The sequence below is a fragment of the Amycolatopsis silviterrae genome (genome assembly GCF_042684085.1).
Classification (GTDB): Bacteria; Actinomycetota; Actinomycetes; order Mycobacteriales; family Pseudonocardiaceae; genus Amycolatopsis; species Amycolatopsis silviterrae.
In genome coordinates, this window is sequence record NZ_JBHUKS010000035.1 from 363507 (window position 1) to 377344 (window position 13838).

Genomic DNA, 13838 nt, shown 5'->3' on the forward strand with positions numbered 1-13838 from the left:
GAAGAGTGCGAACTAGACTGCCGCCATGCGTCAGCGGTGGAGCAGGCAAACCATTCTCGATGCCGCTGTGGAGCTGCTTTCGGGATCCGGCCAGGACGACGACTTCAGCATGCGCAAGCTGGCCGCGGAGCTGGGCACGGATTCCTCGAGCCTGTACCGCCACTTCCGCAACCGCACCGAGCTGATGCTCGCGATCGTCGACCACGTACTGGTCCAGGCCATGAGCGACTACCGGCGGGAGGGGAGCTGGCGCGCGCGGCTCGTCGACCTGACGATGCGTTCCTGGGACGCGTACGCCGCGCTGCCGCAGCTGGCGAAGGATGCCAGCCATTACCCGGGCAGCGGGCCCGGCAGCCAGTTGGTGATCGAGGAGACCTTGCAGGCGCTCAGCGACGCGGGAGTGCCCGAGGACCTGATCCCCGAGTGGTACCACCGGCTGGTCACCCTGTCGGTGTCCCTGATTTCGGCGCACGCGGCCGGTCAGGCCAGCGGTCCGGCCGAACGGCAGCGGCGGCTGGAGAGCTTCCGGGTGATCACGCTGGGCGCGGACCCGGCGGACTTTCCCGCGCTGGCCCGGTACAGCCGGCGCATCGAGCCCGTCGGGTTCGGCCGCGAGAGTTTCCTTGCCACGGTGGAATTGCTGCTGGACGCGGTGCCGGCGCGGCAAGGAACCTAGCGAGACTGGCCGGTCAGATCCGTTCCAGGATCGTGGCGGTGGCCATCGCGCCGCCGGCGCACATCGACACCAGTGCCGTGGTCTCGTCCCGGCGCTCCAGTTCGTGCAGCGCGGTCGTCAGCAGCCGGGCTCCGGTGCTGCCCACCGGGTGTCCCAGCGCGATCGCGCCGCCGTTCACGTTCACCCGCGACTCGTCCGGTTTGTGCGTGCGCTGCCACGAAAGCACGACCGACGCGAACGCCTCGTTCACCTCGAACAGGTCGATGTCGCCGGTTTTCATCCCGGCCGCTTCCAGGACCCGCGCGGTGGCCTGGACCGGGCCGTCCAGGTGGTAGTAGGGCTCCGCGCCGACCAGCGCCTGCCGCCGGATCCGCGCGCGCGGGCGCAGGCCCAGCGAGCGGGCCAGCGACGCGTCCATGATCAGCACCGCGGCGGCGCCGTCGGAGATCTGGGAGGACGACCCCGCCGTGTGGATTCCGTCCGGCATCACCGGCTTCAGCCGGGCCAGACCGTCCATTGTGGTCTCTCGAAGGCCCTGATCCCGGTCCACCACCCCGGCTTCCGTCGTGACCGGCACGATCTCCCGGGAGAAGTGCCCGGCCGACCACGCGGCGGCGGCGTTGGCCTGCGACCGCATCCCGAAGGCGTCGACGTCCTCGCGCGTGATGCCCCGGCGGACCGCGATCCGTTCCGCCGCACCGAATTGGTCCGGCATGTCGATCGACCACGCGTCCGGTTTCGGCGACCCGACGCCCTCGCCGCGGTTCGCGCCCAGCGGGACGCGGCTCATCGCCTCGGCCCCGCACGCGACGCCCACGCTGATCGCGTCCGCCGCGATCAGGCCGGCGACCAGGTGCGCGGCCTGCTGCGCCGAACCGCATTGCGCGTCGATCGTCGTGGCCCCGGTCGATTCCGGCAGGCCCGCGTGCAGCCACGCGGTGCGGGTCAGGTTGCCGCTCTGCTCGCCCGCCTGCGTGACGGCGCCGCCGATCACCTGCTCGACCTGGGCCGGATCGATGCCGGCCCGGTCGACGACCCCGCGCACCGCCGCGCCCAGCAGTTCGGCCGCGTGCAGGCCGGACAGCCAGCCGCCGCGCTTGCCGATCGGCGTGCGTGCCGCGGCCACGATCACCGGTTCGCCCACGAGTGTCCCCTTCCGAAAGCTGGTTACCTCGCAAAACTAGAACACGTTCCTGTTAATGACAAGCGAGCGCACGACAGGGCCGAAGTCGATCACATGGTCCTGAGCAAGCGCTCACCTGCGTCAAGTGGTTCTGGAACGGTAAAGTAAACAGGTTTCACTCAAGCGGGTTCCGTTGGTAAACGCCGTATGCTCTACTGGGCTCGTAGAACGCGTTGCAGTTGGGTATCACCGCCGATCCCGTGCAGGAGGCCAAGCCGTGGCAGCCCCGCTTTTGCCCGCCGGTTTCGACTTCACCGATCCGGACATCTACGCCAGCCGGCTGCCCTTGGAGGAGTTCGCCGAACTCCGCCGCACGGCGCCCGTCTGGTGGAATCCGCAGCCGCACAACGCCGCCGGATTCGGCGACGACGGCTACTGGGTCGTCACGCGACACGCCGACGTCAAGGCGATCTCGCGCGACAGCGAGCTTTACTCGTCGAGGGAGAAGACCGCGATCATCCGGTTCGACGACCAGATGACCGCCGAGGGCCTCGACGCCAACCGGCTCGTCCTGCTGAACATGGACGCGCCGCAGCACACCAAGCTCCGCCGCATCGTGTCGAAGGGGTTCACCCCGCGCTCGATCGCGAAGCTGGAGGACACCCTGCGCGACCGCGCCGAGCGGATCGTGCACGAGGCCAAGAAGAAGGGCTCCGGCGACTTCGTCACCGACGTCGCGTGCGAGCTGCCGCTGCAGGCGATCGCCGAGCTGATCGGCGTGCCGCAGGAGGACCGGCTCAAGATCTTCGACTGGTCCAACCAGATGATCGCCTACGACGACCCGGAATACGACCTCGAGCCGATCGCCGCGTCGGCCGAACTCGTCGGCTACGCCTGGAACATGGCCGAGGACCGCCGCCGCTGCCCGATGGACGACATCGTCACGAAGCTCGTCCAGGCCGACGTCGACGGCGAATCGCTCGGCTCGGACGAGTTCGGGTTCTTCGTGATCCTGCTGGCCGTCGCGGGCAACGAGACCACCCGCAACGCCATCACGCACGGCATGAAGGCGTTCCTGGACCACCCGGAGCAGTGGGACCTCTTCAAGGAGAAGCGCCCGAAGACCGCGCCGGACGAGATCGTCCGCTGGGCGACGCCGGTCGTCGCGTTCCAGCGCACCGCCACCCGCGACACCGAACTGGGCGGCGCGCAGATCCGCAAGGGCGACCGCGTCGGGATGTTCTACAGCTCGGCCAACTTCGACCCCGACGTCTTCGACGAGCCCGGCAAGTTCGACATCATGCGCGAGGACAACCAGCACGTCGGCTTCGGCGGCACCGGCTCGCACTACTGCATCGGCGCGAACCTGGCCCGGCTGGAGATCGACCTGATCTTCAACGCGATCGCCGACGTGATGCCGGACATCGCCGAGGCCGCCGCGCCCGAGCGGCTGCGTTCCAGCTGGCTCAACGGGATCAAGCACTATCAGGTCCGCTACGCCTGAGCACGGCTGAGCACGCGAAACGCCCGGGGAAGCAACCTGATCGGCAAGCCGCGCGGCGCACCGGCATGATGGCCCCGTGCGCACGACGGTAGACGCGGAATTCGGCGTCCGGGTGACCAAACCCGGCCTCGCCGCCATTTCGGTCGCCGCCGTGCGCGCGGACGCCGGGGAACTCACCGTGTCCGACGCCGGTTCCGCGCGCACCGCCGAGTTCGAGCACGGCACCCGCGCGGAGATCTACGACCTCGCCGAGGGCGAGCATCGCGTCGCCTATCACGGCGAACGCGTGCTGCACCGCGGCGTCGCCGAACCCGTCACGCTCGCCGATGTCGCGCGCTACACGCGGCCCAGCCGGTACTGCCCGTCCGACCGGATGGGCGGGTTGCTGCCGCTGGGCATCGGCGATCTGACCGGTGCGCGGGCGCGCGTGCAGGCGATCGTCGACCACGTGCATCGCAGGCTCGCGTACGTCGTCGGCTCCGGCGGCCCCACCCACGACGCCATCGACACCATGCTCGCCGGCGAAGGCGTGTGTCGCGACTTCGCGCACGTATGCGTCGCGCTGTGCCGGCTCGTCGACGTCCCCGCGCGCTACACGTCGGTGTACGCGCCGGGCTTGCAGCCGATGGACTTCCACGCCGTCTTCGAAGCGGGCATCGACGGCCGCTGGTACGTCTTCGACGCCACCCGTTTGGCCCCGCGCCAGACCATGCTCCGCATCGCGACCGGCCGCGACGCCGCGGACACCCCGTTCCTCGCGACGCTAGGGTGCGAGCTCGACTTCCTCGGCGCGACAGTCTTCGCCACGACCGACGCGCCGCTTCCGCGTGACGACGGGCACGCCCCGGTCGTACTGGCCTGAATGCGTGTCTATTGCGACAAACGGCGCGTTCGCTGGGTAAACAGTGACAGTGAAGCGTTCCCGCAAGTCCCCTGGGCCGAGCAGATGGGCCCGCGCGCGTGCCCGGTACCGATGGCTGGACCACATCGCTCGCGCCACCAACCGGTACATCGAGTACGGCGGCTACCACTACGTCGCGTCGATCACCTACTTCAGCCTGCTGTCGCTGGTGCCGATCCTGATGCTGTCCTCGTCGGCGGCCGGGTTCGTGCTGGCGACGCAGCCGCATCTGCTCGACGCGCTGGTACGGGGGATTTCCGGCTCGCTGCCCGGCCCGATCGGGGCGCAGGTGTCGTCGATCCTGACCGGGTTCGTGGAGCAGCGCACCGGCGTCGGGGTCGCCGGTCTGGTGGTGGGCCTGTACTCCGGCTGGAACTGGATGAACGCGCTGCGGGACGCGCTCACCGCGATGTACGGCCAGAACCGGTCCGACGGGCCGCTGCTGCGCACGATCCTGATGGACGTGCTGGCGTTGCTCGGCCTGGCCGCGGCGCTGCTGGTGTCGTTCGGGATCTCGGTGTCCGGCACGGCGGTCGGCCGGTCGCTGCTGGAGCTGGTCGGCGTCGAGGACTCGAGCTGGGGGCACAACCTGCTGTCGTTCGTCTCGGTGCCGCTGGCGCTGCTCGCCGACTGGATGGTGTTCCTGTGGGTGCTCACCCGGCTGCCGCGGGAACGGGTCGGCTGGCGCAGTGCGATGCGCGGGGCGGTCGCCGCGGCGGTGGGGTTCGAGCTGCTCAAACTGGCCGGCGGGTTCTACCTGAACTTGATCAGCAAATCGCCGTCGGGCGTGGCGTTCGGTTCGGTGATCGGTCTGCTGTTCTTCATCTCGCTGATCGCGCGGATGCTCGTGTACATCACCGCCTGGACCGCCACCGCCCGCGACGCGCCGCGCAAACCGATCCAGCCTCCGGCGGCGACGCCGCTGAGACCGATCATCGCGCCCAAGCAGAACAACGGGAAGGCGGCTCTGCTGGGCGCGATGATCGGAGCGTTGGGGACGTTGTTCGCCTTGCGCGGGCGACGGAAGGACTAAGGCTTCTCCGAGCCGACGACCCACATGCTGAAGTACTGCGAGCCGCCGCCGTAGGCGTGTCCTAACGCGACTCGGGCACCGTCCACTTGGTAATCCCCGGCACGGCCCATCACCTGCTTCGCCGCTTCGGAGAACCTCAGCATCCCCGACGCGCCAATGGGATTCGACGACAGCACGCCACCCGACGCGTTCACCGGCAGCCGTCCGCCGATCGCGGTGTCCCCGGCCTCGGTGATCTTCCAGCCTTCGCCTTCGGCGGCGAAGCCGAGGTTTTCCAGCCACATCGGCTCGAACCAGGAGAACGGCACGTAGATTTCCGCGACGTCCACTTCGGACAGCGGGTCCTTGATGCCCGCGTCGCGCCACAACGCGGCGGCGGCGTCGCGACCGGCTTGCGGGCTGACCTGGTCGCGTCCGGCGAACGTCGTGGGCTCGGTCCGCATGGCGGTCGCGTGGATCCAGGCCGCGCCGCCCGGCACGGCGTCACCGGCGGCTTCGTCGCCGAGCACCATCGCGCAGGCGCCGTCGGAGGACGGACACGTTTCGTCGTACCGGATCGGGTCCCACAGCATCTGCGACGCCTGCACCGACTCGACCGTGATGTCGGACTGCTGCAGGTGGGCGAACGGATTCAGCGCGCCATTGCGCCGATCTTTCGCCGCCACGATCGCGCCGATGTGTTCGGGCGCGCCGGAGCGGCGGATGTAGGACCGCACGTGCGGTGCGAAGTACCCGCCGGCCCCAGCGCCGACCGGCATCTGGAACGGCGGCAGGATCGACAGGCCCCACATCGCGTTCGATTCGGACTGCTTCTCGAACGCCACGGTCAGCACGCGGCGATGCACCCCGGACTGGACGAGCGAAGCGGCGACCAGCGCCGTCGACCCGCCGACCGAACCCGCGGTGTGCACGCGAATCAACGGTTTTCCGTTAGCGCCCAACGCGTCCGCGAGGAACAGTTCGGGCATCATGACGCCCTCGAACAGGTCCGGTGCCTTGCCGATCACGACGGCTTCGATGTCGTCCCAGCCGACCTGGGCGTCCGCCATCGCGCGGTCGATAGCTTCGCGGAGCAGACCGGCCATCGACACGTCGGTGCGCTTCGCGCGGTGGTGCGTCTGCCCGGTCCCGAGCACCGCGGCGAGCTGTTTCGTCATCGTGCCTCCAGCACGGCGAGGAGGTTCTGCTGCAGGGCAGGTCCGCTGGTCGCGTGAGCGAGCGTCTTGGCCGCCTCGCCGCGGTGGATGCGCGCGGCGGCTTCGCCGATCCGCGCGAGACCGGCGGAGAACATCGGATTCCCGGTGAGCGCCCCGCCGGACGGGTTGATCCGCACGCCGTCGTCGAGACCGAGTTCGCGGCGCAGGATGAGTTCCTGATGCGTGAACGGCGCGTGCAGTTCGGCCAGTTCGACGCCGTCGAGATCCAGCCGGACGGCAGCCGCGGCGGTGGACGGGGAGCGCGTGAGGTCGCGTGCGCCGAGGACGGGGGAGTCGATGCGGTGCTCCAGCCCGGAGATGATCGCGGGCCGCTCCACGAGGTCGCGGGCGCGTTCTTCCGACGCCAGAATGATCACCGATGCGCCGTCTGTCACCGGCGCGATGTCATGTGCGCGAAGGGGATCGGCGACATACGGAGTGTCGAGCAGGTCGGCGACGTCCACGGTTCCGGACAGCTGCGCGGCCGGGTTGTTCGCGGCATCGGCCTGTGAGCGGGCGGCGACCTCGGCAAGGTCCTTTTCGGACCACAGCCCGCCTTCGAGACCCAGCCGGGCTTGCAGTCCGGCGATCGCCAGGGAGTCCGGCCACAGTGGAGTGACGAGGTACGGGTCCAGCTGCATCGCCATGACCCGGCGGAGCTGTCCGGCGCTGGCCTTGCCGAATCCGTACACGAGCGCGGTGTCGACCTCGCCGGTGCGGATCTTCAGCCATGCTTCGTACAGCGCCCAGGCGGCGTCCATTTCCACATGGGACTCGTTGATCGGCGGGAACGCACCCAGCGCGTCCACCGCGGCGATGAACGAAAACGCGCGCCCGGCAAGGTAATCCGACGAACCGGAGCACCAGAATCCGATGTCTTGTTTGGACAGTCCGGTGGCGGCGAACGCCTCGGCGAGGATCGGCACGAGCATTTCCACGCCGTTGGTGGTGCCCTCGGTCTTGCGGACGTTGGGCGCCTGCGCGAAACCGGCTACGGCTACTTCAGGCATGGTTCCTCACAGGTGGTGGGCGAAGGTCTCGTACGCGGCGTCCGGCTCGCCGGTGGGTTCGAAGTGGCTGATGTTCTCCAGCGACGTCCACCATTCCTCGCGCGGCCGCCAGTTGGCCCGCACCCGCATGCCCATCCGGACCTCCTCGGCGGCACAGCCGAGCACGAGGTGCAGGAACGCGATGTCGGCCCCGTCGAGCAGGATGTACGCCGCGACGTACGGCGGTTTGATGCGCTGGCCGAGAAACGGCACGTTGACGATGCAGAACGTCGTGACGATGCCGGTGTCGGGCAGCTCCACCTCGTCGGTGGTCGGCACGCCGTCCACCGGGCACGCGCCGCGCGGCGGGATGTAGACCTTGCCGCATTCCGGGCAGCGCTGGCCGAGCATCCGGCCTTCGGCGAGACCGCGCAGGTGCCGGCTTTCCTCCGGCGACGCGGAATGCTGGTACTTGAGGTGTACCGGCGTGATGATCACGCTGACCGGCGCGCCGTCCTCGCGCTTCGCCACCGGCGGGGGAGCCTCGGTGGGCGTGGTGTCCGGCGCGTCGGCGGGCAGGAAGTACGCGATGTCGCGGATGTGGCCGACCGTTTCGTCCGCCCACCGCACGCGCACGCGCTGTCCGATGTGGACATTGTCCGGGGAGCCGGCGTCGAGCGCGTGCAGCAGGCTGGTGTCCGCGCCGTCGAGCTTCACCAGCACCCAGGCGAACGGACGCGACAGCGGCTGGCCGTCGAGCGGATCCGCGCACCAGGACCAGGAAACGACCACGCCTTCCGCGGCGACCGGGACGAACTCCGTCAGCGGGTCCGCGGTGGCCGGGTCGTACTCGACCGGGGGCACGTGCACGCGCCCGTCGCTGCCGCGCACGCCTTCGATCCGGCGTTCGCGCAGCGCGTTCACGAAGCGGCCGAGCACCGGGCCGGTCGAACGGGTGTAGTCGAAGCCGACGTTGAGCGGCGCCGACAGAGGGGCATCCGAAACCGTCACGGCTCTGAGTGAAACACGTTCTCGAATCCGAGGCAAGGAACCTGTTGTGTCTAGGTGGAACGCGTTCTAGATTTGGGAGTTATGGACCTGGGACTGTGGACCATCGCCGCGGCCGAGCCCGCCCGGGTGGCGCTGGTGGATCCGGACGGGCGGGAAATCTCCTACGGCGAGCTGACGGCGAAAGCCAACCGGTACGCCTCGGGATTGCGCGAGCTGGGACTGGGCGTCGGCGATTCGGTGGTGCTGCTGCTGCCGAACGGCGACGACCTGGTCGCGGCGTATTTCGCGGCGATCCAGACCGGGCTGTACGTGGTGGTGGTGAACTGGCATCTCGTCGGCCCGGAAGTCGCGTACATCCTCGGCGACAGCGGGGCCAAGGCGTTCCTGGCGCACGAGCGGTTCGCCGACGTCGCGGTCGCCGCGGCCGACGAGGCCGGGCTGCCCGCTTCGGCGCGCTTCGCGGTCGGCTCGGTGCCGGGCTTCCGCCGGGCCGAGGAGCTGGGTGCGGGGCTGGGCGACGGACGGCCGGACAACCGGACGGCCGGGTCGCCGATGCTCTACACCTCGGGCACGACGGGGCGGCCCAAGGGCGTCAAGCGGCCGCTGACCGGGACGGATCCCGATCAGGTGCCCGCTGCGTCGACGTGGTTCTTCGGGGTTTTCGGGCTTCAGCCGTTCGATGATCACGTGCATTTGTGCGGATCGCCGCTATATCACACGGCGGTGCTGAACTTTGTGGCTATTTCGCTGCAGCTGGGGCATACCGCGGTGCTGATGGACCGGTGGGATGCCGAGGAAATGCTGCGGTTGATCGAGCGGTATCGGGTTACGCACAGCCATATGGTGCCGACGCAGTTCCGTCGGTTGCTGGGGTTGCCGGATGAGGTGCGGGCGAAGTATGACCACAGTTCGCTGCGGGTGATGATTCACGGGGCTGCGCCTTGTCCGCTTGAGGTCAAGCGGAAGATGCTCGAGTGGTGGGGGCCCGTGGTTACCGAGTATTACGCGGCGACTGAGGGCGGCGGGACGGTGATTTCCGGCGAGGATTGGTTGCGGAAGCCGGGGTCGGTGGGGTTGCCGTGGCCTGGGTCGACTATCCGGATTCTGGATGATGCCGGGGAAGAAGTGCCTGTCGGTGAGACTGGTGCGGTTTACATGAAGATGGGTGATTCGAAGTTCGAGTATCACCGGGACAAGGCCAAGACGGAGAAGGCTCGGGTCGGGGATTTGTTCACGCTCGGTGACGTCGGGCATCTTGACGAGGATGGGTATTTGTTCCTGCATGACCGCAAGGCGGACATGATCATTTCTGGTGGGGTGAATATTTATCCGGCGGAGATCGAGGGTGAGCTGGTGATGCATCCCAAGATCGCGGACGTCGCGGTGTTCGGGATTCCGCATGAGGATTGGGGCGAGGAGATCAAGGCTGTGGTGCAGCCTGCGGACGGGATCGAAGGCTCGGCGGAGCTGACTTCGGAGCTGCTCGCGTATGCGGAGACTCGGTTGGCTCGGTTCAAGTTGCCCCGGTCGGTGGATTACTTGCCGGAGTTGCCTCGGGATCCGAATGGGAAGCTGTACAAGCGGAAGTTGCGGGAGCGGTACGTGTCGTGATGGTGGGCCACCACCCCTCAGCCTGATGGTGACTACGGGCGGCGGGTGCTTGTCAAGGCGGGAAAGATGCCTTGACAAGCACCCGCCGCCCGTGTTTTCGGCTTCGTATCGGGGTGGGGGAGGTGTGGGTGGCTCCTCGGTGCGGCTGGGTGGGTGTGAAGTCCGTGAGGGGAACCCTGAGGGAATCAGATTCCCTCAGGGTTCCCCTCACAGACGGTCGTCAGCGGCCTTGGAAGTTCGGCTTTCGTTTTTCGGTGAAGGCTTTCGGGCCTTCCTTCGCGTCTGCGGAGGCGAAGACTTCGATGCCGTACTTCGCGTCCAGTTTGAACGCTTCCTCCTCGTGCATCCCCTCGGTGTCGCGGATGGTCTTGAGGATCGCGCGTATCGCCAGCGGGCCGTTCTCGTTGACCAGTTCAGCGAGTTCCAGCGCGCGAGCCAGCGCCTGACCGTCGGGGACGACGTGGCCCACCAGGCCGATGTCGCGTGCCTCGGCGGCGGTGATGTGCCTGCCGGTGAGGAGGAGGTCCGCGGCGACGGTGTACGGGATCTGCCTGGGCAGCCGCACGGCCGAGCCGCCCATCGGGAACAGGCCCCAGCGGGGTTCGGAGACGCCGAACTTCGCGCTTTCGGCCGCCACCCGGATGTCCGTGCCCTGCAGGATTTCCGTGCCGCCCGCGATGGCCGGGCCTTCGACGGCGGCGATGAGCGGTTTGGTGAGCCGGCGGCCCTTGAGCAGGCCCTCGATGCGGCTCGGGTCGAAGGAGCCGTTCGAGAACGACTTGTCGGGAGCGTTGCGGGACATGGACTTCAGGTCCGCGCCGGCGCAGAACGCGCCGCCCGCCCCGGTCAGGACGCAACTGCGCACCTGGTCGTCGGAATCCACCCGGTCCCAGGCCTCGACCATGATCGAAAGCATCTCGCCGGTGAGGGCGTTGCGGGCCTCCGGGCGGTTCATCGTCACCACGAGCGTGTGGCCTTCGAGGGAGACGAGTGCGTGCGGTTCGGCCACCGGGGCCTCCTTGTCAGCTGGCCGGGGTCATCGGGATCATTGCCCAGAACGATAACATGTTCTACTTTGGGTGCGTGGCACTCAACATCGCGGATCTACTCGAGCACGCCGTCGACGCCGTGCCGGAACGCGTCGCGGTCGTGTGCGGCGGACGCCAGGTCACCTTCGCGCAACTGGAGAAGCGCGCGAACCGGCTGGCGCACCACCTGGCCGCGCACGGCGTGGGACCCGGCTCCCACATCGGTGTCTATTCCCGGAACTCCATCGAAGCGCTGGAAGTCATGTTCGCCGCGTACAAGCTGCGCGCGATCGCGGTGAACGTGAACTACCGCTACGTCCACGGGGAACTCCGCTATCTGTTCACCAACGCCGACCTGGTGGCGCTGGTGCACGAGCGGCGCTACTCCGACCGGGTGGCGGCAGTGCTCCCGGAAGCACCAAAACTGAAACACGTTGTAGTCGTCGAGGACGGTTCGGACACCCCGTACGAGACGGGCGTCGAGTACGAATCCGCGCTCGCCGGCGAGTCGGACGAACGAGACTTCGGCGAGCGCAGCGCCGACGATCTCTACATCCTCTACACCGGCGGCACCACCGGCTATCCCAAGGGCGTCCTGTGGCGGCACGAGGACATCTGGCGTGCGCTCGGCGGCGGCATCAACTTCGTCACCGGCGAGTACGTCGCGGACGAATGGACGCTCAGCGAAGAAGGAAAGTCCGGTTCGCTCGTGCGCCTGCCCGCCGCGCCGCTGATCCACGGAGCGGCGCAGTGGGCCGCGTTCGGTGCGCTGTTCACCGGCAGCCCGGTGGTGTTCGTCCCGCAGTTCGACGCGCACGACGTGTGGCGTGCGGTGCAGGAACACAAGGTGCAGGTGCTGACCATCGTCGGCGACGCCATGGCGCGGCCGCTCGTGGACGCGTACCGCTCCGGCGATTACGACGCGTCGTCGCTGGTCGCGATATCGAGTCACGCGGCGCTGTTCTCGCATTCGGTGAAACAGGAAGTGCTGGAGCTGCTGCCGAACGTCGTGATCACCGACGCGATCGGCTCGTCGGAAAGCGGGTTCACCGGAATCGGCATGGTAGGCAAGGACTCCGACCATTCCGCCGGCCCCCGGGTGAACTTCGGCAAGGACGCGATCCTGCTGGACGACGACGGCAAGCTGGTCGAGCCGAAGCCCGGCGCGGTCGGACTGATCGGCAGGCGCGGCCACGTTCCGCTCGGCTATTACGGCGATCCGGAGAAAAGCCGCACCATTTTCACCGAGGTGGACGGCGTCCGCTACGTCGTTCCCGGCGACTACGCCCGCTACGAGGAAGACGGCACGGTCACCTTGCTGGGCCGGGGATCGCAGTGCGTGAACACCGGCGGCGAAAAGGTGTATCCGGAAGAAGTCGAGGGCGCGCTGAAATCGCACCCGGACGTTTTCGACGCTCTGGTCATCGGCATCCCGGACGACCGGCTCGGCCAGCGCGTCGCCGCCGTCGTCCAGCCGCGTCCCGGCGTGCGGCCGGACCTGGCCGCGCTGGAAGCGCACGTGCGGACCGAGGTTGCCGGGTACAAGGTGCCGCGCACGGTGTGGCTGGCCGAGGAAATCGGCCGTTCGCCGAGCGGGAAGCCGGATTATCCGTGGGCACAGCGGTACGCCGCCGAACACGAACCCGCCTAGGAGGGCGCATGCGCACATCGTTGTGCGACCGGTTCGGCATCGAGGTGCCGATCTTCGGATTCACCCCGTCGGAGCACGTCGCGGCCGCGATCAGCCGCGCGGGCGGCATGGGCGTGCTGGGCTGCGTCCGGTTCAACGACGCCGCCGAACTCGACGCGGTGCTGTCCTGGATGGACGAAAACACCGACGGAAAGCCGTATGGCGTCGACATCGTCATGCCGGCGAAGATCCCGTCCGAAGGCACCCAGACCGACCTGAACGAGCTGATCCCGCCAGGGCACCGGGCGTTTGTCGATAAAGTGCTGAAGGACCTCTCGGTCCCGCCGCTTCCCGACGACACCGACGAACGGGCCGGCGTCCTCGGCTGGCTGCATTCGGTCGCCCGGTCCCATGTGGACGTCGCGCTGAACCACCGGATCAGCCTGATCGCCAACGCATTGGGCTCGCCCCCGACCGACGTCATCACCCGCGCGCACGACGCGGGCGTCCCGGTGGCCGCGCTGGCCGGAAAGGGCTCCCACGCCGCCCGGCACGTCGACAACGGGGTGGATCTGGTTGTCGCGCAAGGACATGAGGCGGGCGGGCACACCGGCGAGATCGCGACCATGGTGCTGGTCCCGGAAATCGTCGACGCCGTCGGCGACCGCGCCCCGGTCCTGGCCGCCGGCGGCATCGGCTCCGGCCGCCAGGTCGCCGCCGCGCTCGCCTTGGGCGCCTCGGGCGCGTGGATGGGCTCGTACTGGCTAGCGACGGAGGAATACCTCCAGACGATGCCGGAATCGAAAGCGATGCAGAACGCACTGGTCGAAGCGACCTCCGCGGACACCGTGCGCACCCGGATCTACACCGGCAAGCCCGCCCGCCTGCTGAAAACCCGCTGGACCGAGGCGTGGGCGGCGCCGGGCGCGCCGGAGCCGCTGCCGATGCCGCTGCAGAACCTGCTGGTTTCCCACGCGCACAACCGGATCCACGCCGCCGCGGACCCGTCGGTGGTGTCGATGCCGGTCGGCCAGATCGTCGGCAGGATGGACCGGGTCCGCCCGGTGGCCGAGGTGATGGCGGATCTGGTGCGGGGGTTCGAGGACACGGTTTCCCGGCTGGACAAGATCCGCTGA

At 68.5% G+C, this 13838-nt stretch carries 12 protein-coding genes; 7 read left to right on the forward strand and 5 right to left on the reverse strand.

Annotated features, from left to right (window positions below; genetic code table 11):
• Window positions 1-25: 25 nt before the first annotated feature.
• Window positions 26-676 (forward strand): TetR/AcrR family transcriptional regulator, encoded by a 651-nt coding sequence (locus tag ACFSVL_RS42460; RefSeq protein WP_378313115.1) that lies wholly within the window; start codon window positions 26-28, stop codon window positions 674-676.
• Window positions 677-689: 13 nt separating this feature from the next.
• On the opposite strand, the gene ACFSVL_RS42465 is transcribed toward ACFSVL_RS42460, so the two are convergent.
• Complete coding sequence (locus ACFSVL_RS42465; RefSeq protein WP_378313117.1) at window positions 690-1820, reverse strand: steroid 3-ketoacyl-CoA thiolase; 1131 nt, start codon at window positions 1818-1820, stop codon at window positions 690-692.
• Between the two features lie 256 nt (window positions 1821-2076).
• On the opposite strand from ACFSVL_RS42465, the gene ACFSVL_RS42470 reads away from it, so the two are divergent.
• From ACFSVL_RS42470 to ACFSVL_RS42480, 3 genes are all read left to right on the forward strand, one after another.
• Complete coding sequence (locus ACFSVL_RS42470; protein WP_378313119.1) at window positions 2077-3303, forward strand: cytochrome P450; 1227 nt, start codon at window positions 2077-2079, stop codon at window positions 3301-3303.
• Between the two features lie 76 nt (window positions 3304-3379).
• Window positions 3380-4165: a transglutaminase-like domain-containing protein gene (locus tag ACFSVL_RS42475; RefSeq protein ID WP_378313120.1), complete on the forward strand. Its 786-nt coding sequence runs from the start codon at window positions 3380-3382 to the stop codon at window positions 4163-4165.
• Between the two features lie 43 nt (window positions 4166-4208).
• Window positions 4209-5237: a YhjD/YihY/BrkB family envelope integrity protein gene (locus tag ACFSVL_RS42480; RefSeq protein ID WP_378313122.1), complete on the forward strand. Its 1029-nt coding sequence runs from the start codon at window positions 4209-4211 to the stop codon at window positions 5235-5237.
• Here ACFSVL_RS42480 and ACFSVL_RS42485 read toward each other — a convergent pair.
• Genes ACFSVL_RS42485 through ACFSVL_RS42495 form a run of 3 tightly spaced genes read right to left on the reverse strand, consistent with a single transcriptional unit; the run spans window position 5234 to window position 8433 of the window.
• A complete protein-coding gene (locus ACFSVL_RS42485) occupies window positions 5234-6394 on the reverse strand; it encodes a thiolase domain-containing protein (protein ID WP_378313124.1) in 1161 nt (386 codons plus the stop codon). The two genes, ACFSVL_RS42480 and ACFSVL_RS42485, sit on opposite strands and share 4 nt — an antisense overlap.
• Window positions 6391-7443, reverse strand: a complete 1053-nt coding sequence (locus ACFSVL_RS42490; protein WP_378313126.1) for a thiolase domain-containing protein — start codon at window positions 7441-7443, stop codon at window positions 6391-6393. Before ACFSVL_RS42490 ends, ACFSVL_RS42485 begins: the two co-directional genes overlap by 4 nt.
• Window positions 7444-7449: 6 nt before the next feature.
• The gene (locus ACFSVL_RS42495) at window positions 7450-8433 is read right to left on the reverse strand and encodes a Zn-ribbon domain-containing OB-fold protein (protein WP_378313128.1); all 984 of its coding nucleotides are present in this window, start codon (window positions 8431-8433) and stop codon (window positions 7450-7452) included.
• 81 nt (window positions 8434-8514) lie between these two features.
• Here ACFSVL_RS42495 and ACFSVL_RS42500 point away from each other — a divergent pair, with 81 nt between their 5' ends.
• Window positions 8515-10044, forward strand: a complete 1530-nt coding sequence (locus ACFSVL_RS42500; RefSeq protein WP_378313130.1) for an acyl-CoA synthetase — start codon at window positions 8515-8517, stop codon at window positions 10042-10044.
• Window positions 10045-10264: 220 nt separating this feature from the next.
• Here ACFSVL_RS42500 and ACFSVL_RS42505 read toward each other — a convergent pair whose 3' ends face one another.
• Window positions 10265-11053, reverse strand: coding sequence for a crotonase/enoyl-CoA hydratase family protein (locus ACFSVL_RS42505; protein ID WP_378313132.1), 789 nt, complete (start codon window positions 11051-11053; stop codon window positions 10265-10267).
• A 74-nt stretch (window positions 11054-11127) separates the two neighbouring features.
• On the opposite strand from ACFSVL_RS42505, the gene ACFSVL_RS42510 reads away from it, so the two are divergent.
• Together ACFSVL_RS42510 and ACFSVL_RS42515 are read left to right on the forward strand one after the other, a co-directional pair.
• Window positions 11128-12723 (forward strand): acyl-CoA synthetase, encoded by a 1596-nt coding sequence (locus tag ACFSVL_RS42510; protein ID WP_378313134.1) that lies wholly within the window; start codon window positions 11128-11130, stop codon window positions 12721-12723.
• A gap of 8 nt (window positions 12724-12731) precedes the next feature.
• Complete coding sequence (locus ACFSVL_RS42515) at window positions 12732-13838, forward strand: NAD(P)H-dependent flavin oxidoreductase (protein ID WP_378313136.1); 1107 nt, start codon at window positions 12732-12734, stop codon at window positions 13836-13838.

Coding starts and splice junctions, on each gene's coding strand:
- ACFSVL_RS42460 (WP_378313115.1), top strand. CDS start 26: ATGCGTCAGCGGTGGAGCAGGCAAACCATTCTCGATGCCGCTGTGGAG.
- ACFSVL_RS42485 (WP_378313124.1), bottom strand. CDS start 6,394: ATGACGAAACAGCTCGCCGCGGTGCTCGGGACCGGGCAGACGCACCAC.
- ACFSVL_RS42490 (WP_378313126.1), bottom strand. CDS start 7,443: ATGCCTGAAGTAGCCGTAGCCGGTTTCGCGCAGGCGCCCAACGTCCGC.
- ACFSVL_RS42500 (WP_378313130.1), top strand. CDS start 8,515: ATGGACCTGGGACTGTGGACCATCGCCGCGGCCGAGCCCGCCCGGGTG.
- ACFSVL_RS42515 (WP_378313136.1), top strand. CDS start 12,732: ATGCGCACATCGTTGTGCGACCGGTTCGGCATCGAGGTGCCGATCTTC.